The 24065-nt window shown below is 70.6% G+C and carries 21 protein-coding genes and 1 tRNA gene; 4 read left to right on the top strand and 18 right to left on the bottom strand.

Annotated elements, in window-relative coordinates; genetic code table 11:
• Positions 1–4: 4 nt before the first annotated feature.
• Positions 5–784 (bottom strand): transcriptional regulator, encoded by a 780-nt coding sequence (locus tag AB0M01_RS30140; protein ID WP_363675445.1) that lies wholly within the window; start codon positions 782–784, stop codon positions 5–7.
• Between the two features lie 75 nt (positions 785–859).
• On the opposite strand from AB0M01_RS30140, the gene AB0M01_RS30145 reads away from it, so the two are divergent.
• Positions 860–933 (top strand) — tRNA-Leu (locus tag AB0M01_RS30145).
• Between the two features lie 239 nt (positions 934–1172).
• Positions 1173–1553 carry a hypothetical protein gene (locus AB0M01_RS30150; RefSeq protein WP_363675447.1) on the top strand — a complete coding sequence of 127 codons (381 nt, stop codon included), beginning with the start codon at positions 1173–1175 and terminating at the stop codon, positions 1551–1553.
• Positions 1554–1658: 105 nt separating this feature from the next.
• On the opposite strand, the gene pyk is transcribed toward AB0M01_RS30150, so the two are convergent.
• The 4 genes from pyk to gltB form a co-directional block, all read right to left on the bottom strand.
• Positions 1659–3101 (bottom strand): pyruvate kinase, encoded by a 1443-nt coding sequence (gene pyk, locus AB0M01_RS30155; protein ID WP_363675449.1) that lies wholly within the window; start codon positions 3099–3101, stop codon positions 1659–1661.
• A 99-nt stretch (positions 3102–3200) separates the two neighbouring features.
• Positions 3201–4751 carry a metallophosphoesterase family protein gene (locus AB0M01_RS30160; protein WP_363675451.1) on the bottom strand — a complete coding sequence of 517 codons (1551 nt, stop codon included), beginning with the start codon at positions 4749–4751 and terminating at the stop codon, positions 3201–3203.
• A gap of 165 nt (positions 4752–4916) precedes the next feature.
• The gene (locus tag AB0M01_RS30165) at positions 4917–6383 is read right to left on the bottom strand and encodes a glutamate synthase subunit beta (protein ID WP_363675453.1); all 1467 of its coding nucleotides are present in this window, start codon (positions 6381–6383) and stop codon (positions 4917–4919) included.
• On the bottom strand, positions 6383–10906 hold the full coding sequence (gene gltB, locus AB0M01_RS30170; RefSeq protein ID WP_363675455.1) for a glutamate synthase large subunit: 4524 nt from the start codon (positions 10904–10906) through the stop codon (positions 6383–6385). The genes AB0M01_RS30165 and gltB overlap by 1 nt, the downstream gene beginning before the upstream one ends.
• 249 nt (positions 10907–11155) lie before the next feature.
• Between gltB and AB0M01_RS30175 the strand changes: the two genes are divergently transcribed.
• Positions 11156–11977, top strand: coding sequence for a phosphotransferase (locus tag AB0M01_RS30175; protein ID WP_363675457.1), 822 nt, complete (start codon positions 11156–11158; stop codon positions 11975–11977).
• 149 nt (positions 11978–12126) lie between these two features.
• Here the strand turns inward: AB0M01_RS30175 and AB0M01_RS30180 are convergent, their stop codons facing one another.
• From AB0M01_RS30180 to hisI, 12 genes are all read right to left on the bottom strand, one after another.
• Entirely contained in the window at positions 12127–12897 is a 771-nt protein-coding gene (locus AB0M01_RS30180; RefSeq protein WP_363675459.1) for a VIT1/CCC1 transporter family protein, read from the bottom strand.
• On the bottom strand, positions 12890–13981 hold the full coding sequence (gene lgt, locus AB0M01_RS30185) for a prolipoprotein diacylglyceryl transferase (RefSeq protein ID WP_363675461.1): 1092 nt from the start codon (positions 13979–13981) through the stop codon (positions 12890–12892). The genes AB0M01_RS30180 and lgt overlap by 8 nt, the downstream gene beginning before the upstream one ends.
• Before the next feature lie 80 nt (positions 13982–14061).
• Positions 14062–14766, bottom strand: coding sequence for a thioredoxin domain-containing protein (locus AB0M01_RS30190; RefSeq protein WP_363675463.1), 705 nt, complete (start codon positions 14764–14766; stop codon positions 14062–14064).
• Positions 14763–15248, bottom strand: coding sequence for a MauE/DoxX family redox-associated membrane protein (locus AB0M01_RS30195; protein ID WP_363675465.1), 486 nt, complete (start codon positions 15246–15248; stop codon positions 14763–14765). Before AB0M01_RS30195 ends, AB0M01_RS30190 begins: the two co-directional genes overlap by 4 nt.
• Complete coding sequence (locus AB0M01_RS30200; protein WP_363675467.1) at positions 15245–15907, bottom strand: SCO family protein; 663 nt, start codon at positions 15905–15907, stop codon at positions 15245–15247. The genes AB0M01_RS30195 and AB0M01_RS30200 overlap by 4 nt, the downstream gene beginning before the upstream one ends.
• A gap of 7 nt (positions 15908–15914) precedes the next feature.
• On the bottom strand, positions 15915–16739 hold the full coding sequence (gene trpA / locus AB0M01_RS30205; RefSeq protein ID WP_363675469.1) for a tryptophan synthase subunit alpha: 825 nt from the start codon (positions 16737–16739) through the stop codon (positions 15915–15917).
• Positions 16736–17947 (bottom strand): tryptophan synthase subunit beta, encoded by a 1212-nt coding sequence (gene trpB, locus AB0M01_RS30210; protein ID WP_363675471.1) that lies wholly within the window; start codon positions 17945–17947, stop codon positions 16736–16738. The genes trpA and trpB overlap by 4 nt, the downstream gene beginning before the upstream one ends.
• 112 nt (positions 17948–18059) lie before the next feature.
• Positions 18060–18866 (bottom strand): indole-3-glycerol phosphate synthase TrpC, encoded by an 807-nt coding sequence (gene trpC, locus AB0M01_RS30215; protein ID WP_363675473.1) that lies wholly within the window; start codon positions 18864–18866, stop codon positions 18060–18062.
• A gap of 15 nt (positions 18867–18881) precedes the next feature.
• Entirely contained in the window at positions 18882–19145 is a 264-nt protein-coding gene (locus tag AB0M01_RS30220) for an HGxxPAAW family protein (RefSeq protein WP_363675475.1), read from the bottom strand.
• A 54-nt stretch (positions 19146–19199) separates the two neighbouring features.
• Entirely contained in the window at positions 19200–19733 is a 534-nt protein-coding gene (locus AB0M01_RS30225; protein WP_363675477.1) for a Trp biosynthesis-associated membrane protein, read from the bottom strand.
• Complete coding sequence (locus tag AB0M01_RS30230) at positions 19733–21226, bottom strand: anthranilate synthase component I (protein WP_363675479.1); 1494 nt, start codon at positions 21224–21226, stop codon at positions 19733–19735. Before AB0M01_RS30230 ends, AB0M01_RS30225 begins: the two co-directional genes overlap by 1 nt.
• Positions 21223–21552, bottom strand: coding sequence for a phosphoribosyl-AMP cyclohydrolase (gene hisI / locus AB0M01_RS30235; protein WP_344170081.1), 330 nt, complete (start codon positions 21550–21552; stop codon positions 21223–21225). The genes AB0M01_RS30230 and hisI overlap by 4 nt, the downstream gene beginning before the upstream one ends.
• Before the next feature lie 102 nt (positions 21553–21654).
• Here hisI and AB0M01_RS30240 point away from each other — a divergent pair, with 102 nt between their 5' ends.
• Complete coding sequence (locus AB0M01_RS30240) at positions 21655–22767, top strand: dipeptidase (RefSeq protein WP_363675482.1); 1113 nt, start codon at positions 21655–21657, stop codon at positions 22765–22767.
• On the opposite strand, the gene AB0M01_RS30245 is transcribed toward AB0M01_RS30240, so the two are convergent.
• Positions 22764–23630, bottom strand: a complete 867-nt coding sequence (locus AB0M01_RS30245; RefSeq protein WP_363675484.1) for a GNAT family N-acetyltransferase — start codon at positions 23628–23630, stop codon at positions 22764–22766. The genes AB0M01_RS30240 and AB0M01_RS30245 overlap by 4 nt on opposite strands.
• Positions 23631–24065 lie beyond the last annotated feature (435 nt).

Here is a 24065-nt window from a genome sequence, read left to right on the forward strand (position 1 = left end):
GCTCTCAGCGCTTCGGACCGACGAACCGATCGAGCGCCGCGACCCCTTCCCGCCGACTCACCGCGACCACGTTCGAGCGCGGGCGCCGCCAGGGGACGCCGACCTGATCGAGCGCATCGGTGAGGATCGACAGGATGTCCGCGGACTCGTTGTGGAACATGTACCGGATGTACTCGTAGCGCCGCTCGCCGCCGCTGGCCAGCCGCTTGGTGGTCCAGTTCACGAACCGGCACCCGTCGGAGTGGAACAACCCCCGCAGCAGCAGCTCCGGCTCCCGCCGGACGAGCTCCTGCTGCCACTCGTGCAGCACGATCCGCCGCAGATGCTTGCGCCCAGGCCCGTGCTGCGGGAACAGACACGGCCAGTGCTTCCACCGAGCCTCGATCCGGACCGCGCCCGACCCACCCCTCAGACACGGACTGGCAGTCGGCTTGACCCGCCGGATCGTGGCCGCAATCTCCTGGTTCAGCTCCGGGTACTTCTGGTCGTTCGCGATCTGCAACGTGTAGACCCCACGCCGCGCCGCGACGATGTGCCCGTCCCCGAGATACCACCCCAGGAGCAACGCGTACGCCGCCTCGTCCAGCGCGGCCCCGTCGCACCGCGGGCACGGCGTACCGGGTCCATCGATGCGGACCCGTCCCTCGAGCTGGTACCGCCGTCGCCAGGTTCGGATCGTTCGCAACGCCACGCCGTGAAGCTCGGCGTTGACGCGATCAGGGACGCCGTCGTCAGACATCGACAACGCCGACTCGACCGTCTGCCGTGACCTGACCCGACCCATGCCAGATCATCCGACCTGCCGCCGACAATTTTCGGATCGAGCGCCTGGGTAAGCTACGATCGTCGAGCGCAAATTGCCCTGGTAGCCCAATCGGCAGAGGCCGTGCTCTCAAACAGCATCCAGTGTGGGTTCGAGTCCCACCCAGGGCACCTCACCATCTGGATCTGTCGGTCCCAGCTGCGAGGCTTCACTCGTGTACGACGCTCGCACCCGGCGGTCCGCGCTGGACTCACTCGCTGCGGGTGCGACTCTGAGTTCGGTCAGCCGCCGGTTGTCGGTCAGCCGCAGCACGATTGGTGCGTGGCGGGACGAACCCGCGCCTTCGGTCGATCCCACTGCTTGTCCGCGATGCACGGACTCAGCGCTTGCGGCCGGCGAGTACTCGAAGTTGCTTGGTCTCTATCTGGGTGACGGCTGCCTGTCCGAGCACCGGAAGGCGGTCTTCGCGCTCCGGATCGCGTGCGACGACGCCTACCCCGGTGTCATCGCCGAGGCAGCGGAAGTCATCACCTCGGTGAACGCCAGCCGGCCGGTCCACCGAGTCCAAGCACCCGGTTGCACTCATCTTGTGTCGTACTGGAAGCACTGGCCCTGCTTGTTTCCTCAGCACGGTGCGGGCCGCAAACACCTTCGCAAGATCCAGCTGCTCGACTGGCAGCGCGAGATCGTTGCTGACCACCCCGGACTGTTCGTCCGCGGGCTGTTCCTCTCGGACGGCTGCCGGGTGAACAACTGGACGACCACCAACGGCCGCCGGTACACCCGCTAGATGTTCTCCAACTCGAGCGGATCATCGGTCCCAAGTCCTGAAACGGAACTGCGGCCGGTCAACCGACCGGCCGCAGCAACCACAGAGTCAAACTTCTTGTTCTTCCTACTCCCGGTACGCCGGCGCAGCCCCGCTGATCGCGTCCCCCATGCGGTGGACGCGCAGCGCGTTGGTCGAGCCCGGGATGCTGGGCGGGGAACCCGCGACGATGACAACCAAGTCTCCCTTCTGGAGCTTGCCGAGCTCCAGCAGGCGCTGGTCGACCTGGCGGACCATCTCGTCGGTGTGGTCGACCGTCGGGACGATGTGGGTCTCGATGCCCCACACGACACTCAACCAGGCGCTGACCGACGGGACCGGCGTGAAGGCCAGGACCGGGATCTCGGTGCGGTAGCGGGCCAGGCGCAGCGCGGTGTCGCCGGACTGGGTGAAGGCGACCAGGTACTTCGCCTCCAGGGCCTCGGCGACGTCCGCCGCGGCCTTGGCGATCACGCCGCCCTTGGTGCGGGGTTCCCAGTCGATCTCGGCGACGCGGCCGAGGCCGTGGTCCTCGGTGGACTCCACGATCCGGGCCATCGTCTTGACGGTCTCGATCGGGAAGCGGCCGACGCTGGTCTCGCCGGACAGCATCACCGCGTCGGCACCGTCCAGGACGGCGTTGGCGACGTCGGAGGCCTCGGCGCGGGTCGGGCGCGGGGCGGAGATCATCGACTCCAGCATCTGGGTGGCGACGATCACCGGCTTCGCGTTCAGCCGGGCCTGGTCGATGATCAGCTTCTGGACCAGCGGGACCTCCTCCAGCGGGAGCTCCACGCCGAGGTCGCCGCGGGCGACCATGAAGCCGTCGAAGGCGTCGATGATCTCGTCCAGGTTGGCGACCGCCTGCGGCTTCTCGATCTTGGCCACGACCGGGATCTTGTGGCCTTCCTCGGCCATGATCTTGTGCACGATCTGGATGTCGGAGGCGCGCTGCACGAACGACATCGCGATCATGTCGGCCGGCAGGTGCAGGGCCCAGCGCAGGTCCTCGACGTCCTTCTCGGACATCGCCGGGACGCTGACGGTGGCGCCGGGCAGGTTGATGCCCTTGTTGTTGGAGACCGGCCCGCCGACGGTGACCCGGCAGATCACGTCGGTCTCGGTGACCTCCTCGGCGACCAGCGCGACCCGGCCGTCGTCGATCAGCAGCGGGTCACCGGGCTTGACGTCGCCGGGCAGCCCGTCGTACGTCGTACCGCAGATGGTGACGTCACCGGGGACCTCACGGGTGGTGATGGTGAAGCGCTCGCCGTAGGTCAGCGTGACCTTGCCTTCGGCGAACTCCGCCAGCCGGATCTTCGGGCCCTGCAGGTCGACGAGGATGCCGACGTTTTTGCCGGTCTCCTCCGCTGCAGCGCGAATCCGGTGGTAGATGCGCTCGTGCTCGGCGTGGGCGCCGTGGCTCAGGTTCAGCCGAGCGACGTCCATACCTGCTTGGACGAGTTCCAGGATGCGCTCCGGGGCGGCCGTAGCCGGGCCGAGCGTACAAACGATCTTTGCGCGACGCACGTCACAAAACCCTACTCCTACAAGACCACTGGCCCGGTGGTCCACCCCTGGTTACTGGGCAGTCACCGCCTGCCGGAGCAAGGAGTTCACCGCGCGGACTCACGCCGGCAACGGCCGGTACGTCCCCACGGTCACTTCGCCGGTCAGCTCCGCGGTGACGGTCTGCAGCCCGGTCGGCTGCCCGTCGACGTACGTGATCAGGGTGACCTCGCCCGGCCGCCGCAGCGTGTAGCCCAGCGCGAACGCGTACGCCGCTCCCCCGGTCGTCCCGTTCGTGTACGTCGTGACCGACCGCCCCGCGACGGTCTTCGTGTCCGGCCCGACCTGCCGGTGCAGGTGTCCGGACACCAGCAGCGACGCGCAGCCGCGGGCCGCGGTCTCCTGGTACGACGACGGGTCGTGCACGACCATCGTCGAGATCGGCTCGTCCTCCGCCTGCGCGCAGGCGATGTCCGCCAGCCGGGTCGACTGCTCGCCGGTGGTCTCGTCGCCGGGCGTGTCGGCGCTGCCGAGCCCGGTCCGGGTCGGGTCGCTGTCGCCGAGGAACCGGATCCCCTCGACCTCGACGGGTTTGCTGTCCAGCACGGTGAACTTGTTGCGCCGCATCGTCTCCTCGACGAACCCGCCGCCGTCGTGGTTGCCGGCCACGGCGACCACCTTGAGGTCCTTGAAGTGCTGGGCCAGCGAGTTGATGCTGAACGCCTCCCACTGCTGCCCCGACGAGGTGTCGTCGCCGGCGTCGATCAACACCTTCGCCCCGGCCACCTTGGCGACCTCGGCGGCGAACGGGTCCATCCCGATGTTGTCGTGCCGGTCCGAGACCAGCAGCGCGACGGTCTCGCCCTCGCCGGCGGCCCGGATCCGGCCGCCGACCCGCCCGACCCGGTCCTTCAGCTGCCCGTAGAACTCGGTGGAGCGCTCGTAGGTCTCGAACGCCGTACGGATGACGCCAACACCGCCGTCGGTGGAGAACCCGGAGGCGACCTCGACGTTCTTCAGCCGGTCGTCGAACGACACCTCCGGCAGCAACTCGCCCAGCGGCCGCCAGGCGGTCGGCGGCGCCTGCGCCTGCCGCATCTGCGCCGGCCCGATCACCGACGCGACCGTCACCAGCATCGCGACCAGTACGACGACCGCCCGGTGCCGCACCCGCCGTTCGCCGCGGTGCACGTGCGCGAACAGCTCCCGCCGCCGGGCCGGTCCGAGCATCGCCCACAGCGTCGCGACGATCACCGTCACCAGCAGCCCGGACCCGGCGCCGGCGACCGCGTTGTCGACGGCCATCTGCTGGACGACCTCGCGGATCCGGGCGATCTCACCGTCGGGCTGGGAGGCGATCAGCGCGTCGCGCTGGAGCAGGTCGTTCAGGTTGGCCGCGTCGGTCTCCTGGACGTCGAGGTTGACGCCGAGGTCGAGCGGCAGGTTCATGTCCAGCCGGAGCCGGGGCAGGATCGCGCCGAGGTCGATGGTGGCGTGCGAGTCGAAGGTCGGCGAGACCTGCGCGGTGTGCGCGCCGACCGTCACCCGCTCGGAGTCGTTGGCGAAGCCGAGCAGCCCGACCACCGACGAGACCACGAACCAGAGCAGGACGAGGATCGCCCACGGCACCGCCTTGCGGAGCCGCGTCCGGGTGATCAGTCGTCGAGGCACGACCACCAACTTAGGGGCCGGAGTCAAACCCCCGCTTGACCGGGCGCGGCGTTTCGGTGAAAGCGAACGTCCGAAGAATCCGCTCGCGTCCGAAGAACCGTGGGCAATAGCCTCGGGTTCTTCGGACGCGTGCGAGTTCTTCGGACGCACCCGGTCTCGTGCGGGTCAGACCACCAGCGGGCGGGCGGTCGGCGGGATCGGGGTCGGCAGTGTCGACGACCCGGTCAGGAACGCGTCCACGCCGTTGGCGGCCGACCGTCCCTCGGCGATCGCCCAGACGATCAGCGACTGGCCGCGGCCGGCGTCGCCGCAGGCGAAGACGCCGTCGACCGAGGTCTGGTACGTCTTGTCCCGCTTGACGTTGCCGCGCTCGTCCAGCTCGACGCCGAGCTGCTCGAGGAAGCCTTCCTTCTCCGGCCCGAGGAAGCCCATCGCCAGCAGCACCAGCTGCGCCGGGATGGTCCGCTCGCTGCCCTCGACCGGGGTGAACTTCCCGTCCACCAGCTCGACCTCGACCAGGTCCAGCCCGGCCACCTGACCGTTGTCGTCGGCCACGAACTTGTTGGTCGAGACGGCGTACACCCGGTCGCCGCCCTCCTCGTGCGCGGAGGCCACCCGGTAGATCATCGGGTACGTCGGCCACGGGTGCGCGTCCGGCCGCTCGTCGGACGGGCGCGGCATGATCTCCAGCTGGGTGACGCTGCGCGCACCCTGCCGGTGCGCCGTCCCGAGGCAGTCGGCTCCGGTGTCACCACCGCCGATGATCACGACATCCTTGTCGGTGGCAACGATCTGGTCCTCGACGGTCTCGCCGAGCGCGACCCGGTTGGCCTGCGGCAGGTACTCCATCGCCTGGTGGATGCCGCCGAACTCGCGGCCGGGCACCGGCAGGTCGCGGGCCGCGGTGGCACCGGTCGCGACCACGACCGCGTCGTAGCGCTGCTTGAGCTGGGTCCCGGTGACGTCCACCCCGACGTTGACGCCGGAGCGGAAGACCGTGCCCTCCTCCTTCATCTGCTGGATCCGGCGCTCGACCTGGGCCTTCTCCATCTTGAACTCGGGGATGCCGAAGCGGAGCAGCCCGCCCGGCGCCGAGGCCCGCTCGTAGACCGCGACGGTGTGCCCGGCGCGGGTGAGCTGCTGGGCGACCGACAGGCCGGCCGGGCCGGACCCGACGACCGCGATCGTCTTGCCGGTCAGCCACTCCGGCGGCTGCGGCCGGACGTCACCGGACTCCCAGGCCTTGTCGACGATCGCGACCTCGACGTTCTTGATCGTCACCGGGTCCTGGTTGATGCCGAGCACGCACGAGGTCTCGCACGGCGCCGGGCAGAGCCGGCCGGTGAACTCCGGGAAGTTGTTGGTCGCGTGCAGCCGCTCGATCGCACCGGTCCAGTCGTCGCGCCAGACCAGGTCGTTCCACTCCGGGATCAGGTTGCCCAGCGGGCAGCCGGAGTGGCAGAACGGGATGCCGCAGTCCATGCAGCGGCCGGCCTGCTTGCCGATGATCGGCAGCAGCGCCTTGCCCGGGCCGCCGGGGTACACCTCGTTCCAGTCCTTGACCCGCTCGGGCACCGGACGGCGGTCGGCGACCTCGCGCGGGGTGGTCAGGAATCCCTTCGGGTCAGCCATCAGATGGCCTCCATCATCGCTCGCGTGGTGGCGTCCTCGTCCAGCCCGTCGCGCTCGGCGGCCGCCTTGGCCGCCAGCACCCGGGCGTAGTCGCGGGGCATCACCGTGGTGAACCTGGCCTCGGCGGCGGTCCAGTCCGCGAGCAGCTTGGCCGCCCGCTCCGAACCGGTCTCCTCGTGGTGACGGCGGACCAGGTCCTGCAACAGTTCGGACTCGGTGTCGGTGAGCGGGAGCAGGTCGACCAGCTCCGGGTTCACCAGCGCGGGGTCCAGGTCGAGCACGTGGGCCACGCCGCCCGACATGCCCGCCGCGAAGTTCCGGCCGGTGGCGCCGATCACGACGACGCGACCACCGGTCATGTACTCGCAGGCGTGGTCGCCGACCGCTTCGACGACCGCGGTGGCCCCGGAGTTGCGCACGCAGAACCGTTGCCCCGCGCCACCGTTGATGAACAGCTCACCGGACGTCGCGCCGTACGCGATGACGTTGCCGGCGATGATCTGCGTGGCCGCGTCGAACCGCGCGTCGCGGTCCGGGCGGATCACCACCCGGCCACCGGACAGGCCCTTGCCGACGTAGTCGTTGGCGTCGCCCTCGAGCCGCAGCGTCACGCCCTTCGGCACGAACGCCGCGAACGAGTTGCCGGCCGACCCGGTGAAGGTCAGGTCGACGGTGCCGTCGGGCAGCCCGGCCGCGCGGTACTTCTTGGTGATCTCGTGGCCGAGCATGGTGCCGACGGTCCGGTTCACGTTCCGGATCGGGAGCTGCGCCCGGACCGGCTCACCGTTCTCGATGGCCGGCGCGCAGATCCGGATCAGCTCGTTGTCGAGCGCCTTGTCCAGGCCGTGGTCCTGGAGCACGGTCTGGTGCAGCGCCGCGCCCTCGGGCAGCGCGGGCACGTGCAGGATCGGCGACAGGTCGAGCCCGTCGGCCTTCCAGTGGTCGACCGCGCGCTTGATGTCCAGCACCTCGGCGTGGCCGATCGCCTCGTCCAGGGTCCGGAAGCCGAGCTCGGCCAGGTACTCGCGGACCTCCTCGGCGATGAACTCGAAGAAGTTCACCACGAACTCCGGCTTGCCGGCGTACCGCTCGCGCAGGACCGGGTTCTGGGTGGCGACGCCGACCGGGCAGGTGTCCAGGTGGCAGACCCGCATCATGATGCAGCCCGACACCACCAGCGGCGCGGTCGCGAAGCCGTACTCCTCGGCCCCGAGCAGCGCCGCGACGACGACGTCCCGGCCGGTCTTCAGCTGGCCGTCGGTCTGGACGACGATCCGGTCCCGCAGCCCGTTCAGCAGCAGGGTCTGCTGGGTCTCGGCCAGGCCGAGCTCCCAGGGACCACCCGCGTGCTTCAGCGAGGTCAGCGGCGCCGCACCGGTGCCACCGTCGTGACCGGAGATCAGTACGACGTCCGCGTGCGCCTTGCTGACGCCGGCGGCGATCGTGCCGACACCGACCTCGGAGACCAGCTTCACGTGCACCCGTGCCGACGGGTTCGCGTTCTTCAGGTCGTGGATCAGCTGGGCCAGGTCCTCGATCGAGTAGATGTCGTGGTGCGGCGGCGGCGAGATCAGGCCAACGCCCGGTGTCGAGTGCCGGGTCCCGGCGACCCACGGGTAGACCTTGTGGCCGGGCAGCTGACCGCCCTCGCCGGGCTTCGCGCCCTGCGCCATCTTGATCTGGATGTCGTCGGAGTTCGTCAGGTACTCCGCGGTCACGCCGAAGCGCCCGGACGCGACCTGCTTGATCGAGCTGCGCAGCTCCGGGTTGTGCAGCCGCTCGGAGTCCTCGCCGCCCTCACCGGTGTTCGACTTGCCGCCGAGGCGGTTCATCGCGATCGCCAGCGTGGTGTGCGCCTCGGCGCTGATCGAGCCGTAGCTCATCGCGCCGGTGCTGAACCGCTTGACGATCTCCGCCACCGGCTCGACCTCGTCGATCGAGATCGGGTCGCGGCCGGAAGCGAAGCCGAACAACCCGCGCAGCGTCATCAGCCGCTCGGACTGCTCGTCGACGCGGCTCGTGTACTGCTTGAAGATGTCGTACCGGCCGGTCCGCGTCGAGTGCTGCAGCCGGAACACGGTCTCCGGGTCGAACAGGTGCGGCTCGCCCTCGCGGCGCCACTGGTACTCGCCGCCGATCTCGAGCTTGCGGTGCGCCGGCAGGACCCCGCTGGCCGGGTAGGCCCGCAGGTGCCGCCGGTGGACCTCCTCGGCCACGACGTCCAGCCCGATGCCGCCGAGCTTGCTCGCCGTACCGGTGAAGTAGGTGTCCACCAGGTCCGGGGCCAGGCCGGACGCCTCGAAGATCTGCGCTCCCGTGTACGACGCGACGGTGCTGACGCCCATCTTGGACATCACCTTGAGCACGCCCTTGCCGAGCGACTTCACCACGTTGCGGACCGCCTGCTCGGGCTCGACCCCGGGCAGGTAGGTGCCGCGGCGGGCCAGGTCCTCGGCCGACTCCAGCGCCAGGTACGGGTTGATCGCGGCCGCGCCGTAGCCCATCAGGACCGCGACGTGGTGCACCTCGCGGACGTCACCGGCCTCGACGACCAGACCGACCTGGGTGCGGGTCTTCTCCCGGACCAGGTGGTGGTGCACCGCGGAGGTGAGCAGCAGCGACGGGATCGGCGCCTTCTCGGCGTTGGAGTGCCGGTCGGACAGCACCAGGATCCGGGCGCCGTCGGCGATCGCCGCGGACGCCTCGGCGCACAGCTCGTCGAGCCGCCGCTTCAGCGCGTCGCCGCCGCCCTCGACGTCGTACACGCCGCGCAGGACCGTGGTCGCCAGGCCCGGCATGTCGCCGTCCAGGTTGATGTGCCGGATCTTGGCCAGCTCGTCGTTGGTGATCACCGGGAACGGGATCACCACCTGACGGCAGGACGCCGGACCCGGGTCGAGCAGGTTCGCCTCCGGGCCGAGGCTCGACGACAGCGAGGTCACCAGCTCCTCGCGGATCGCGTCCAGCGGCGGGTTCGTCACCTGGGCGAACAGCTGCACGAAGTAGTCGAACAGCAGCCGCGGCCGGTCGCTGAGGACGGCGATCGGGGTGTCGGTGCCCATCGAGCCGATCGGCTCGGCGCCGGACTTGGCCATCGGGGTGAGCAGGACGCGCAGTTCCTCCTCCGTGTACCCGAAAACCTGCTGGCGGCGGGTGACGGAAGCGTGGCTGTGGACGACGTGCTCGCGCTCGTGCAGGTCCTCGAACCGGATCAGACCGGCGTGCAGCCACTCGTCGTACGGGTTCTCGTCGGCCAGCGCGGACTTGACCTCCGCGTCGGTGACGATCCGGTGCGCCTCGACGTCGACCAGGAAGATCCGGCCCGGCTCCAGCCGGCCCTTCTGGGTGACGGTGGCCGGGTCGATGTCCAGGACGCCGGCCTCGGAGGCCAGCACGACCAGGCCGTCCTCGGTGACCCAGTACCGCGACGGGCGCAGGCCGTTGCGGTCGAGGACCGCGCCGACCTTCGTGCCGTCGGAGAAGACGACCGACGCGGGACCGTCCCAGGGCTCCATCAGCGTGGAGTGGAACTCGTAGAACGCGCGCCGCTTCGGGTCCATCGTGGCGGCGTTCTCCCACGCCTCCGGGATCATCATCAGCATCGCGTGCGGCAGCGACCGGCCGCCCAGGTGCAGCAGCTCCAGGACCTCGTCGAACGACGCGGAGTCGGAGGCGCCCGGCGTACAGATCGGGTAGAGCTGCTCCAGGTCACCCGGGATCAGGTCGCTGGCCAGCAGGGCCTCGCGGGCGCGCATCCAGTTCCGGTTGCCCTGGACGGTGTTGATCTCACCGTTGTGGGCGATGTACCGGTACGGGTGGGCCAGCGGCCAGGACGGGAACGTGTTGGTGGAGAACCGGCTGTGCACGACGCCGATCGCCGAGGCGAGGTCCGGGTCGGTCAGCTCGGGGAAGAACTTGTCCAGCTGGTCGGTGGTCAGCATCCCCTTGTAGGTGATGGTCCGGCCCGACAGCGACGGGAAGTACGTCGCGGTCTCGCGCTCGGCGCGCTTGCGCAGCCGGAACGCCATCCGCTCCAGGGCCAGACCGAGCACCCGGCCGGCCTTCGACGCCACGAACAGCTGCCGGAACACCGGCATCACCGAGCGCGCGGTGGACCCGAGCAGGTCCGGCGTGGTCGGGACGTCGCGCCAGCCGAGGACGATCAGGTTCTCCTCGTCGGCCAGCTCCTCGATCCGGGCCACCGCCTTCGCGGCGTCGTCCGGGTCCTGGGGCAGGAACGCGATGCCGGTCGCGTAGGCGCGCGCGACCGGCAGGTCGAAGTCGCAGACCTTGCGGTAGTACGCGTCCGGGACCTGGATCAGGATGCCGGCACCGTCACCGGAGTCGGGCTCGGCGCCGGAGGCGCCACGATGCTCGAGGTTCCGCAGGGCGGTCAAAGCCTTCGCCACGATGTCGTGGCTCGGTTCACCGGTCAGAGTGGCGACGAAGGCGACACCGCACGCGTCGTGCTCGTGCTTGCCGTCGTACAGGCCCTCGCTCGGGAATGGGGGGCTACCAAACATCTAGGGGCTCCCGTCGTCCTACGGTCAACAACTGGCCGCGGGACAACACTGGCCCAAGCCGGGAGTCCCGAGACTACATGATGACGCCCGCCAAATGGACAGCCGTTCCACGGCCGGACGCCCTTTCACTGTTGAGTGTCACGCGCTGTAAGCAAGCGCTCACTCTGGTCCTATCTTCGCAGCCTGCGGCGGCCGCGACCAGCCGAAATCAGGTGAACATCCGGCGCAGGTTCGCCAGAGTGGGTCGCTGTGTGGACTCCTCTCACCAGTGGCACCGGCCAGCACAACGGCGGTGTGTGGCGAACGCCGGACGGTTCGGTGGTCAAACGCCTCCTCCGCGGGCCTGAGGAGCCCCGCCACCACGCGTACTGGCGCCGCCAGGCCCTGGTCGCCGAGTCCGGGCTGGTACGGCGTACGCCGGGCTTGAGGGCGCCGGAGCTGCTCCGCGTCGAGGAGGACCGCGACGGGCTGCTCCTGTGGACCCAGTGGGTCGAGCCGGAACCCCACGACGACCTCGCGCTCGCCGCCGCCCTCGGCCGCTTCGCCTCCGCCGACCTGCCCGAGCCGCCCTGGGGCGCTCGTGACGTGCTGCGGGTTCGCCTCGAGACCGTCGCGGCCCGCGGCGGCTGGTCCGCGCTCGATGCCGCGGGCCTGGACGACTCGTTGCTCACGGCCCTCAATCACCTCTGGCGCCGCCGCGAGCCGGCCCTCGCCGAGCTCGCCGCACTCCCCCACGTGCCGACCCACGGCGACGCCCACCCGATCAACCTGATCGGCCGCGACGGCGACGACGTGATCGCGATCGACTGGGAGCAGTTCGGCTTCGCACCACTCGGCTTCGACCTCGCGTACCTGCTGCTCGCGTCGTCACACCCGGTGGACGAGCTCGTCGACGCCTTCGGGGACCCGGAGGTACGGCGCGGCACCGTCCTGGTCGCCGCGCTGACCGCGGCCTCACGAGCGGCCTGGTCACTCGGCCAACCGGACCCGGGCGACCACGTCCAGCGGCTCGTGGACCTGGAGGAGGTCGTCTACCTCGCCTGCGACCAGGCACCGTGGAACGCGGGGTAGCTCGGGTAGCGCGCGCCTGACGGCGATGTCGTGGTCCGGTGGGGCCGACGTGCAGCACCCACCAAGCTCCTTGGTCGTGCTGTGCTCAGGCGGGCGGCGGCCCGCGGCGACCTCTGGATGGGCGGTTGGACGGTGGTGGGCGTCGGACGTCAGCCGAGGCCCCGGCCGACGAGGGTGCCCACGAAGTACGTGAGGGCCGCCGCAGCTCCACCGAGGAGGAGTTGGCGGAGGCCGGAGTACCACCAGGAGCGGGTGGTGACGCGGCTGACGATCGCGCCGCAGGCGAACAGGGCGGTGAGAGACATGATCAGCGCGGGGATCACGTTGGAGGCGCCGAGCAGGTACGGCAGGAGCGGGATGAGGGCGCCTACGGCGAAGCAGACGAACGACGACGCGGCGGCGACGACCGGGGACGGGAGGTCGTTGGGGTCGAGGCCGAGCTCTTCGCGGACGTGCTCTTCCAGGGCCTGCTCGGGGTTCGCGTGGAACTGCTTGGCGACCTGGTCGGCGAGCTCGGGGTCGAGGCCCTTGGCGCGGTAGGTCTCGGCGAGCTCGACCTCCTCGTCGCCGGGGTGGCGCTGGATCTCCAGCCGCTCGACCTCGATCTCCGCCCGGGCCAGCTCACGCTGCGAGGCGACTGAGGTGTACTCCCCCGCCGCCATCGAGAACGCCCCGGCGGCGAGCCCGGCCAGCCCGGCGAGCACGATGAAGTGCGAACCGGACTCGGTGCCGCCGTCCATGCCGGCGATCAGCGCGAAGTTGCTGACCAGCCCGTCCATCGCGCCGAAGACGGCCGGCCGTAACCACCCACCGGTCACGTCCCGGTGGGTGTGGTCCCCGGAGTGCTCCGCAGAAACAGCGGCAGGAGACGACGCGCTCTGCGCCTCGTCTCCTGCCGGGGTGGAGCTTGCGTCAGTCACGCGACCCGTCGGCGGGCGGTGTTGTCGCGCTGGTGCTCTCGGCCGAGCCCGCTCCGACGCTCGTGCTCTCGCCCGGACCCGCCCCGACGCTCGTGCTCTCCGGCTTGGCATCGGCCGGTCCGTCGGCGTCGGACGCCTCGGACGCGCTCGGCGCGTCGGCAGCGGACGCGGTGGGCTCCCCCGATGCGTCGGCCTCCGGGGTGGCCTCGGCCGAGTCCGGGGTGTCGTCCGTGGCCGGAGCAGCGGCGCGGAGGTCTTCCTGGCCGGGCCTCGTCCGGGCGCTGATCACGAAGAAGATCACCGCGGCGGCGAACACGATGATCGACGTCCACACGTTCAGGCGCAGGCCCAGGACGTGGTCGGCGGTGTCGATGCGCAGGGCTTCGATCCAGCCGCGGCCGAGCGTGTAGCCGGCGACGTACAGGGCGAAGGCGCGGCCGTGGCCGAGCTTGAAGCGGCGGTCGGCGACGATGACCAGGGCGACCACGCCGAGGTTCCAGAGAGCTTCGTACAGGAACGTCGGGTGGAAGGTCGCGAACTGCTCGAAGCCGGCGACGCGGTGCTGCGGGTCGATCTCCAGGCCGAACCAGTGCGTCGTCGGTCGCCCGTACAGCTCCTGGTTCCAGTAGTTGCCGAAGCGGCCCAGCACCTGCGCGAGGGCGATGCCCGGCGCCATCGCGTCCGCGACGGCCAGGAACGGGACCTTGTGGCGGCGGCAGGCGATCCAGGCGCCGAGCGCGCCGAACGCGATCGCGCCCCAGATGCCGAGGCCGCCGTGCCAGATCTTCAGCGCCTCGACCGGGTCGCCGTCCTTGCCGAAGTACCGGTTCCAGTCGGTGACGACGTGGTAGATCCGCGCCCCGACCAGGCCGAACGGCACCGCCCACATGATGATGTCGGCGAGCACCTCGGCCGAGCCGCCGCGGGCGACCCAGCGCTTGCGGCCGAGCCAGTAGCCGACGAAGATGCCGGCCAGGATGCACAGCGCGTACGCGCGCAGCGGCAGCCCGAAGAGGTGCCAGACACCCTGGCTGGGACTGGGGATGAAGGCCGGCACGATCACGGCGGTGAGCTGACTAGACATGGCAAGCACGAACGCTACCCGCCCGGCCCCACCGCGACCACCAACCCGCGGTCACGATGGGGACTCGGAGTGCGACCGGATCAGCCCTTCGCTTCGGTGACGGCGGCGGTGATGCCTTCCGGCGTCAGCGCGTCGGCCGGCAGTTGCTTGTCGTTCACGAAAACGGTCGGGGTGCCCTCGACCTTGCGGTTGTCGGCGGCCTGGGCGACCGACTCCAGCCAGCCGGCGTGGCTGTTGTCCTTCACCGCGGCCTCGAACTTGGCGTCGTCGACCTTGAGCTGCTTGCCGAGCTCGATCAGCTGCTCCTCGGTCCACGACTTCGCGAAGTCGGCGTACAGCTCGTTGGCGTAGCTGCGGGCCTTGCCCTCGGCGGCGGCGGCCGCGAAGGCGTTGGCCAGCCGCGGCGAGTTGTCCGGGTTGACGAACATCATCGGCCAGTAGGTCAGCGTCGCGGTGCCGTCGTCGACCAGCTTGTCGATCGCGTCGCCGGACTCGTCCTCGAAGTCCTTGCAGTGCGGGCAGCGGAAGTCCAGGTACACGTCGATGTTGACCTTGGCGCTCGCCTGGCCGACCTTCACGCCCTGGCCGTTGGTGCCGGGCCCGGTGATCACGGCCGGTTCGGTCCCGCCGCCGCTGACCGAGACGCCGGAGTTGCTGCGCCAGTACTGGACCCCGACCCCCGCGCCGAGCGCGAGGACCAGGATCACCACCACGACGACGCCGGGCCCGATCCGGCGCTTCTTGCTCTCCAGCAGCGGGTTCACCGGGGTTTTGCTCTTGCTCACGACGCCGTGGCTCCTGTCGGTACGTGGGGATCGGATTCGAGGGCGAACTTGCTGAGCGGCCGGACGAACAGCCAGACCGCGAGGATCAGCAGGCCGGTGTCGCGCAGGATCTCCTGCAGGTACTGCGTCTGACCGGCCGCGACCTGACCGCCGCCGCCGAAGCAGCCGCAGTCGATCGAGAGGCCGCGGGCCCAGGCGGAGGAGACCGCGGCGATGAACACCACCATGAAGATCCCGGCGGCCACGCCGGCCGGCCGGGTCCCGAAGCCGACGATCAGCAGCAGACCGATCGCCATCTCGAGGAACGGCAGACCCCACCCCACCGGGGTCACCAGTGCTTCGGGCAACAACTCGTAGGCCCGGACGGCCTGGGCGGCCATCGCCGGGTCGGCGACCTTGAGGGCGCCGGCCACCAGCATCACGACGCCGAGCGCGAGCCGGGCCGCCGTCGACACCCAGGGCATCCAGGCCCGCGAGCTCACCGGTTGTCCTCCACCAGCTTGCCGAAGTCGTGCGCCATGTCACCGATCGCGGCGTTGTCCAGCCAGAGCACGGTGGCCTTCTCGTCCTTGCCGAAACCGAGCACCTGGGCGCCGTGCCCGACCTCGTACCCGCCGGACGGCAGCTTCTTCATGCCCTCCACCGGTACGCCGACCGCCTTCGCGATCTCCTTGATCGAGGTCAGCGACCCGGTCAGCCCGACGAACGACGGGTCGAACCGGTCCAGGTACTTGCGGATCACCGGCCCGGTGTCACGCGCCGGGTCGGTGGTGACGAACAGCATCTGCACGTCGTTGCGGACCGGCTCGTCGAGCTTGGTCAGCGCCGAGGCGACGTCGGCCATCACCGTCGAGCAGACGTCCGGGCAGTTGGTGTAGCCGAAGAAGACCAGCGTCACCGGTTTGCGGGTCGACGTCCGCAGGTTGAACTCGTTGCCCGCGGTGTCGGTCAGCGACTTGGCCGGCAGCGCGTACGGCCGGTCCAGCACCGCCCCGCGCAACCCGTTCGGGTCGCCGGAAGCGGTGCGGATCACTGCCCCACCGGGGTTGTCGGCCTGCTGCTTGTTCCCGCTGCTGCACCCGGCGAGGGCGAGCAGAGTCACCGCGGCGAAGAGGACGGCCGCGTTCCTGGTTCGACTCACGGGCGTTCTAACGAGCGGCGGGAGCCGTGGGTTCCCGCCGGACGCCTTCGGACAGACTTTCGGTCAGGGTTCGTACGTCGGCCGCACCGTTGCCCGCGGCCTTGACCAGCGCGGACCCGACGATCACCGCGTCCGCGAAGGTCGCCACCTCGGCGGCCTGGTCGGCGTTGGAGACGCCGAGCCCGACCCCGACCGGGATCTTCGTGGTGGCCTTGGTCCGGGCGACCAGCGGTGCGGCCAGGTCGGAGGCCTGGTCGCGGGTGCCGGTGACACCCATCACAGCGGTCGCGTAGACGAAACCGCGGCAGTTCGCCGTGGTCATCGCGATCCGGGCGTCGCTCGACGACGGCGAGACCAGGAACACCTTGTCCAGGTCGTGCTTGTCGGCGGCGGCGATCCACTCCGCGCCCTCGTCGGGGATCAGGTCGGGCGTGATCAGCCCGGCCCCACCGGCGGCGGCGAAGTCGGCGGCGAACCGGTCGACGCCGTACCGCTCGATCGGGTTCCAGTAGGTCATGATCAGCACCGGCACGTCCGAGTACGCCGCCACCTGCTCGATCGTGGTCAGCACGTCGCGGATCCGCAGGCCGCCGGCCAGCGCGATCTCGGCGGCCCGCTGGATGGTCGGGCCGTCCATCACCGGGTCGCTGTACGGCAGGCCGATCTCGAGGACGTCGGCGCCGCCGTCGACCATCGCCTTGATCGCGTCGATGCCGCCGCCGAGCGTCGGGTACCCGGCCGGCAGGTAGCCGACCAGCGCGGCCCGGCCGGCCTCGTTCGCGGCCCGGACGACCCGTCCGGCGTTGCCCAGGGCAACCGTTTCGTCGCTCATGCCTGGGCCTGGCCCTTCTCGATCAGGCCGAACCACTCGCCGGCCGTGTCCATGTCCTTGTCGCCGCGGCCGGACAGGTTCACCAGCAGCACGGCCTCCGGGCCGAGCTCCTTGGCGATCTCCAGCGCGCCGGCGATCGCGTGCGCCGACTCGATCGCCGGGATGATGCCCTCGGTCCGGGCCAGCAGCTTCAGCGCGTCCATCGCGGCCGCGTCGGTCACCGGCCGGTACGACGCCCGCCCGGTCTCGGCCAGCCACGCGTGCTCCGGGCCGACGCCCGGGTAGTCCAGCCCCGCGGAGATCGAGTGCGACTCGATGGTCTGGCCGTCCTCGTCCTGCAGCAGGTACGACCGCGCACCGTGCAGGACGCCGACCTGCCCCGCGGTGATGGTCGCGGCGTGCCGGCCGGTCTCGTACCCGTCGCCGCCGGCCTCGATCCCGTACAGCTTCACGTCGGCGTCCGGCACGAACGCGGCGAACAGGCCGATCGCGTTCGAACCGCCGCCGACACAGGCGATCGCGGCGTCGGGCAGCCGCCCGAGCAGCTCCAGCGACTGGGCCCGCGCCTCGTCGCCGATGCCGCGCACGAAGTCACGGACCATCGCCGGGAACGGGTGGCCGCCGGCCGCCGTACCGAGCAGGTAGTGGGTGTTGTCGACGCTGGCGACCCAGTCCCGCAGGGCCTCGTTGATCGCGTCCTTGAGCGTCCGGGAGCCCGTCGTCACCGGGATCACCTCGGCGCCGAGCAGCTTCATCCGGGCCACGTTGAGCGCCTGGCGCTCGGTGTCGACCTCGCCCATGTAGACCACGCACTCGAGGTCCAGGTAGGCGCAGGCGGTCGCCGTCGCGACACCGTGCTGGCCGGCGCCGGTCTCGGCGATCACGCGGGTCTTGCCCATCCGCTTGGTCAGCAGCGCCTGGCCGAGCACGTTGCGGACCTTGTGGGCGCCGGTGTGGTTGAGGTCCTCGCGCTTGAGCAGGATCCGGGCGCCGGCCACGTCGGACAGCCGGGTCGCGTCGTACAGCAGGCTGGGGGTGCCGGCGTACTCGCGCAGCATCCGCTCGAACTCGTCGGTGAAGGCCTTGTCGGCCATCGCCTCCTGCCAGGCCACGGTCAGCTCGTCCAGCGGGCCGATCAGGGCCTCCGGCATGAACCGGCCGCCGAAGCGGCCGAAGTGCCCGAGCTGGTCGGGGAGCACAGCAGTCATTGTCTTCGCCTTCCGACCCCGGCGTGGCCCGGGCCCGGAAACGGTCGCGGGCCCGGCCGAAGCCGAGCCCGCGGACAGTTCAGGACCCCTGACCAGGCAGGAGTTCTCCGTCTCAGTGACGCTGCTGGATGGCGGGGTGCGATCCGGCAGCGACCAGATCGGCGACCGAGCTGCGGGGATCGCTGCCGGTCACCAGGGTTTCACCGACGAGGACGACATCGGCCCCGGCGCGCGCGAACTCGATTACATCACGCGGGCCGCGGACACCGGACTCCGCCACCCGGACCAGGTTGGCCGGAATGCCGGGCGCGACCCGGGCGAAGGTGTCGCGGTCGATCTCGAGGGTCTTCAGGTTGCGGTTGTTCACGCCGATCAGCTGGGCCCCGGCGTCGACGGCGCGCCGGGTCTCCTCCTCGTCGTGCACCTCGACCAGCGGGCACAGGCCGATCGACAGGGCCCGCTCGATCAGCGAGACCAGCGCCTCCTGCTCCAGCGCCGCCACGATCAGCAGCACCATGTCCGCACCGGCCGCGCGGGCCTCCCACAGCTGGTAGGAGGACACCACGAAGTCCTTGCGCAGCACCGGTACGTCGACCTGGCCGCGGACCGCGCGCAGGTCGTCGAGGCTGCCGTTGAAGCGCCGCTTCTCGGTCAGCACCGAGATCGCCGCCGCGCCGCCCTGCTCGTACTCCCCGGCCAGCGCGGCCGGGTCGGTGATCTCGGCCAGCTCGCCCTTGGACGGGCTGGAGCGCTTCACCTCGGCGATCACCGCGATCCCGTCGCCGCGGAAGACCGGCATCGGGTCCTTGGCGTCGGGCATCCGCTGCGCCTCGAGCTTGAGGTCGTCCAGGCTGACCAGCGCCTGGCGCTCCGCGAGGTCCTCCCGAACCCCGGCGAGGATGTCGTCAAGCACAGTCATGTCGTGGTCCGTCCGTCAGTGGTGGTCGCTGGACTTGGCACCGAAGCCGAGCAACTGCATCACCTTGCCGACCAGGCCGCCGGCCACGGCGATCGCGGCGGAGATCCAGAACAGCACCCAGTTCGGTCCCATCACCATCGCGATGGCGCCCAGCGTGAACCCGACCAGCACGATCACCACGGCGGTCCAGGCCGCCGGGGTGCTGCCGTGCAGGCCGCCCGCGTGGCCGTCCTCGCTCTCGTACGTCGCCGGTACTTCCGTGCTGGTTTTTTCCGTCACCTGCGCCCACTCCCTGTCGTCGTCCCGTCCTATTGTGGCGGTAGCCCGCCGCGATCAGATCGTCGGGTCCTCACCCGCGTCGATCGCCTTCCACTGATCCGCTGGCGCGGCGGCCGGATCACGCTCGTATCGCCGGGTCGGACGGCGCCACCGGTGCGCGGTCAGGACCCCGGTCAGCCCTGCCACGATCAGCGCCACTCCCCCGGCCAGCGCCAGCCAGGGAGCCGGACCGGTGCTCAGCCCGACGTGGTCGGTGACCGCCTGGCTCAGCTCGGGCCGCAGCCGGCCCAGCTCGGTCGTGCTCGGCCGCACCTGCAGCGCGACCAGGACCGCGGCGACTCCCATCAGCAGCACCAGCGCCGACAGGATGCGGCGGACCGCCGTACCGGCGAGTTTGACGACGACCACGGCGACGACGGCCGCCAGGCCGAGCGTCAGCGGCGCGCGCGTCACGGCGTACCCGTTGAAGTCGACGGTCGGGCGACCGCTGCCTGGGTCCGCCGTCGACCACGTCAAGTACGCCGACAGCGCCAGGAGCGCCAGCCCGACGAGGGCGGACAGGTCGACGACTCGTTGCGGGTTGCGCATCAGACCTCGGTGAACGTTCCTGCGACCGTGATCGCGTTGAGAACGGCAGCGGCCTTGGTGCGGCACTCGGCGTCCTCGGCAGCCGGGTCGGAGTCGGCGACGATGCCGGCGCCGGCCTGGACGTAGGCCGTCGAGCCGCGCAGGACCGCCGTCCGGATCGCGATCGCGGTGTCGACGTCACCGGCGAAGTCCAGGTAGCCGACGACGCCGCCGTACACGCCGCGGCGCGTCACCTCGAGCTTGTCGATGATCTGCATCGCCCGCGGTTTGGGGGCCCCGGACAACGTTCCGGCCGGGAACGCGGCGGTCAGCGCGTCGAACGCGGTTTTGCCGGCCGCCAGCCGCCCGGTCACCGTCGACTCCAGGTGCATCACGTGGCTGTACCGGCGGACGTCCATGAAGTCGACCACCTCGACCGTGCCCGGCGCGCAGACCCGGCCGACGTCGTTGCGGCCGAGGTCGACCAGCATCAGGTGCTCGGCGCGCTCCTTGGCGTCGGCGAGCAGCTCCTCCTCCAGCGCGTGGTCCTCCTCCGGCGTCGCGCCGCGGCGGCGGGTGCCGGCGATCGGGTGCAGGATCACCTTGTTGTCGGTGACCTTGACCAGCGCCTCCGGGCTGGAGCCGACGATGTCGAACCCGTCGAGCCGGACCAGGTACATGTACGGGCTCGGGTTGGACCGGCGCAGCACCCGGTAGATGTCGAGCGCGCTCGCGGTGGTGTCCAGCTCGAAGCGCTGCGAGACGACGATCTGGAACGCCTCGCCGGCCCGGATCTCCTCCTTGGCGTGCTCGACGGCCTCCCGGTACTCCGCGCTGGAGCGCTGCCGGCGCGGGTCGGCCTCGACCAAGCGGTCGGCCCGGACGACGTACGACGGCGTCGGTTGCGCCAGGTCACGCTCCATCGCGTCGAGCCGGCGGACGGCGTCGGCGTACGACTCGTCGACGCGCTCGTCGGAGTCGTCCCAGTTCACCGCGTTCGCGATCAGCCAGATCTCACCGGTCTCGTGGTCGAGCGCGGCCAGGTCGGTGGCGAACAGGAAGGTCAGCTCGGGCAGGCCCAGGTCGTCGACCGTTGTGTCCGGCAACTTCTCCAGCCGGCGGACGGCGTCGTACCCGAGGAAGCCGACCATGCCGCCGGTGAGCGGGGGCAGGTCGGGCAGCCGCGGGGTGTGCAGGATCTCGAGCGTCTCCCGCAGCGCCTGCAGCGGGTCACCGGTCTGCGGCAGACCGACCGGCGGGTTGCCGGTCCAGATCGCTTCGCCGTTGCGCTCGGTCAGCGTCGCGGCGCTGCGGACACCGATGAACGAGTACCGCGACCAGACGCCGCCGTTCTCCGCGGACTCCAGCAGGAACGTGCCCTCGCGCTCGGCCGCGAGCTTCCCGTACACGCCGATCGGCGTCTCGGCATCGGCCAGCAGCCGGCGGGTGACCGGGATGACCCGGCGGTCCTTGGCGTACTCGCGGAAGGTCTCGAGCTCCGGGCTGTTCGTCATGCCGTGACCTCGATCTCGCCGTGCTCGAAGCAGCTGCGGGTGCCGGTGTGGCAGGCCGGGCCCTCCTGGTCGACCAGGACCAGCAGGGTGTCGGCGTCGCAGTCGACGAGGATCTGCTTCACGTGCTGGCGATGACCGCTGGTCTCGCCCTTGACCCAGTACTCCTGACGGCTGCGCGACCAGAACGTGCTCCGCCCGGTCGCGGCGGTCCGGCGGACGGCTTCGGCGTTCATCCAGCCGACCATCAGCACCTCGCGGGTGTCGTACTGCTGCACCACCGCCGGGATCAGCCCGGCCGCGTCGAAGGTCAGCTCCTCGATACTCACCGGCCCATTGTCCCTCAGCCCCGGTCGCCTCCTGACCAGCAGGTCAGGACTGGACCCCGCGTCCGGCCTGACAGGCGCGCGCGAGGCTGACAGGATGGCGGGATGACGACGAGTGTGGCGCGGGTGCAGACGCTGTTGCAGGACCATCCGCTGATCGACGGGCACAACGACCTGCCGATCGCCTTCTACGAGTTGTGCGGCTACGACCTGGACGCCTACGACCTGAGCGTCTCGGTACCGAAGCTGAACACGGACCTGCCGCGGCTGCGGGTCGGCCAGGTCGGTGGCCAGTTCTGGTCGCTGTGGGTCCCGCAGGACGACGACGCCGTACGGCGGACGTTCGAGCAGATCGACTTCGTGCACCGTCTGGTCGAGCGGTTCCCCGAGTCGCTGGCGCTCACCCCGACCGCGCACGAGGTCGAGGCCGCGTTCAAGGAGCGCCGGATCGCGTCGCTGATGGGGATGGAGGGCGGCCACTCGATCGGTGAGTCGCTCGGCGTACTGCGGGTGATGCGCGCGCTCGGCGTCCGGTACATGACGCTCACCCACAACAACAACGTCTCCTGGGCCGACTCCGCGACCGACGAGCCGGTGCTCGGCGGGCTGAGCTCGTTCGGCGAGGAGGTCGTCGCCGAGATGAACCGGATCGGGATGCTCGTCGACCTGTCGCACGTGTCCGCCGACACGATGCGGCACGCGCTGCGGGTCACGTCGGCGCCGGTGATCTTCAGCCACTCCTCGGCCCGCGCGATCTGCGACGTCCCGCGCAACGTCCCCGACGACGTGCTGACCACGCTGGCCGCGAACGAGGGCGTCTGCATGGTCACCTTCGTGCCGTACTTCGTCTCGCAGCCGTTCGTCGACTGGGCCGACCAGGCCCGCGAGATCGCCACCGAGCACGGCCTCGACCCGCTCCGCCCGGCCGACCAGAAGAAGTTGCGGGACCTGTACGACGTACCGCGGCCGAAGGTGACGCTGGAGGACGTGGTCGCGCACGTCGAGCACGTCCGCGAGGTGGCCGGCATCGACCACATCGGTCTCGGCGGCGACTACGACGGCTGCCCGCAGTTCCCGGTGGAGCTGCCGGACGTGGCGTCGTACCCGACGCTGTTCTACGCGCTCGCCGACCGCGGCTGGTCCGACAGCGACCTGGTGAAGCTTGCCGGGGGCAACATTCTCCGGGTGCTCCGGGCGGCCGACGAGGTGTCGGGCTAGCTCGGGCGGTACTGGTCTCGGCGTACTTCCAGAGGTGTGAATCCCGCGCTCACGTAAGTTGCCACAGCTCCTTCGTTGAAGCAGGGCGTGATGACCTGCGCTCTGGAAGCACCCAGCTCCCGCAGCGCTGCTGCGGCCGCGAGCGTCATCGCGCGGCCGTAGCCGTGCCCGCGGTGCAGCCGGTGAACCCCGAGCGGCTCGATCAGCCCCGGGCGCCCCTTGCCCGCCGACCAGACCGTGACGGCCGCCACGGGCTCGCCGGCGCGGTCGCGCCCGATCAGGCACCGCGCCCGCGCGTACGGCGTACCGTCGGCCATCGCCTGCCAGCGCTCGTCGCTGAACGTCGACCCGTCGAACGAGGCCCGCTGCACCGCGACCCGCACCGCGGCGCTCTCCGGCGTCACCAGCTCGACTTGCAGTCCACCGTCCTCGACCGGCTCACTCAACTCCCGCTCCAACGGCTGCCACGGGTCGTCGAGCTCCCACCCCGCGGTGAACAACAGATCCCGCACCCGGCTGTCGGTCGGCGTCTCCAGGTAGACCTTCCCCGCGACCAGGACGCCGCGCGCCGGATCAGCCACGTCCTCCGCGATCCGCTGTGCCAACTCGTCATCCTGCTGCGCGCTCGGTGCGATGGCCACCCGCAGCAGATCGGCCTCGTCGAGCATGCCGACGGCAAGGATCTCCCCGTCCCGCGCCCACGTCCGCACCGCCGCCGCGGTCCGCTCCGGCCCGAACCGCCAGAACCACCCGAGATCCCCCGGGTGCAACTGCACCGCGTCCCCGTCCACCTGCCACTCAGCCAACCGCGCGGCGACCATCTCCAGCCCGCCAACCGCCGGAGTCTCCAACTCGATACTCATCCCCTGATCCCACACCACCAGCGGCGAAAACGCACACCGGGCCAGCCTCGTCACCTGCACAGCTCTCAGGTACCGGCCACCGATCGAGGGCCGGTACTTGAAAGATCAGCAGGTGACACGCTGGCGGACTACCCCTCGTCACCTGCACAGCTCTCAAGTACCGGCCCGATCGAGGGCCGGCACCTGAAAGATCAGCAGGTGACACGCCGGCGGACTACCCCTCGCCACCTGCACACCTTTCAAGTACCGGCCACCGATCGAGGGCCGGTACCTGAAAGATCAGCAGGTGACGAGGGTGAACTCCACCGTCAGCAGGTGACGAGGTGGAGCCCCAACGCCCCCCCCCCCCCCCCCGGGGGGGGGGGGGGGGGGTGGGGGGGGGGGGGGGGGGGGGGCGGGGGGGGGGGGCACTCGGGGGGGGAACACAGGCGCCCC

It is taken from the genome of Kribbella sp. NPDC051770 (assembly GCF_040681455.1).
Taxonomy (GTDB): domain Bacteria; phylum Actinomycetota; class Actinomycetes; order Propionibacteriales; family Kribbellaceae; genus Kribbella.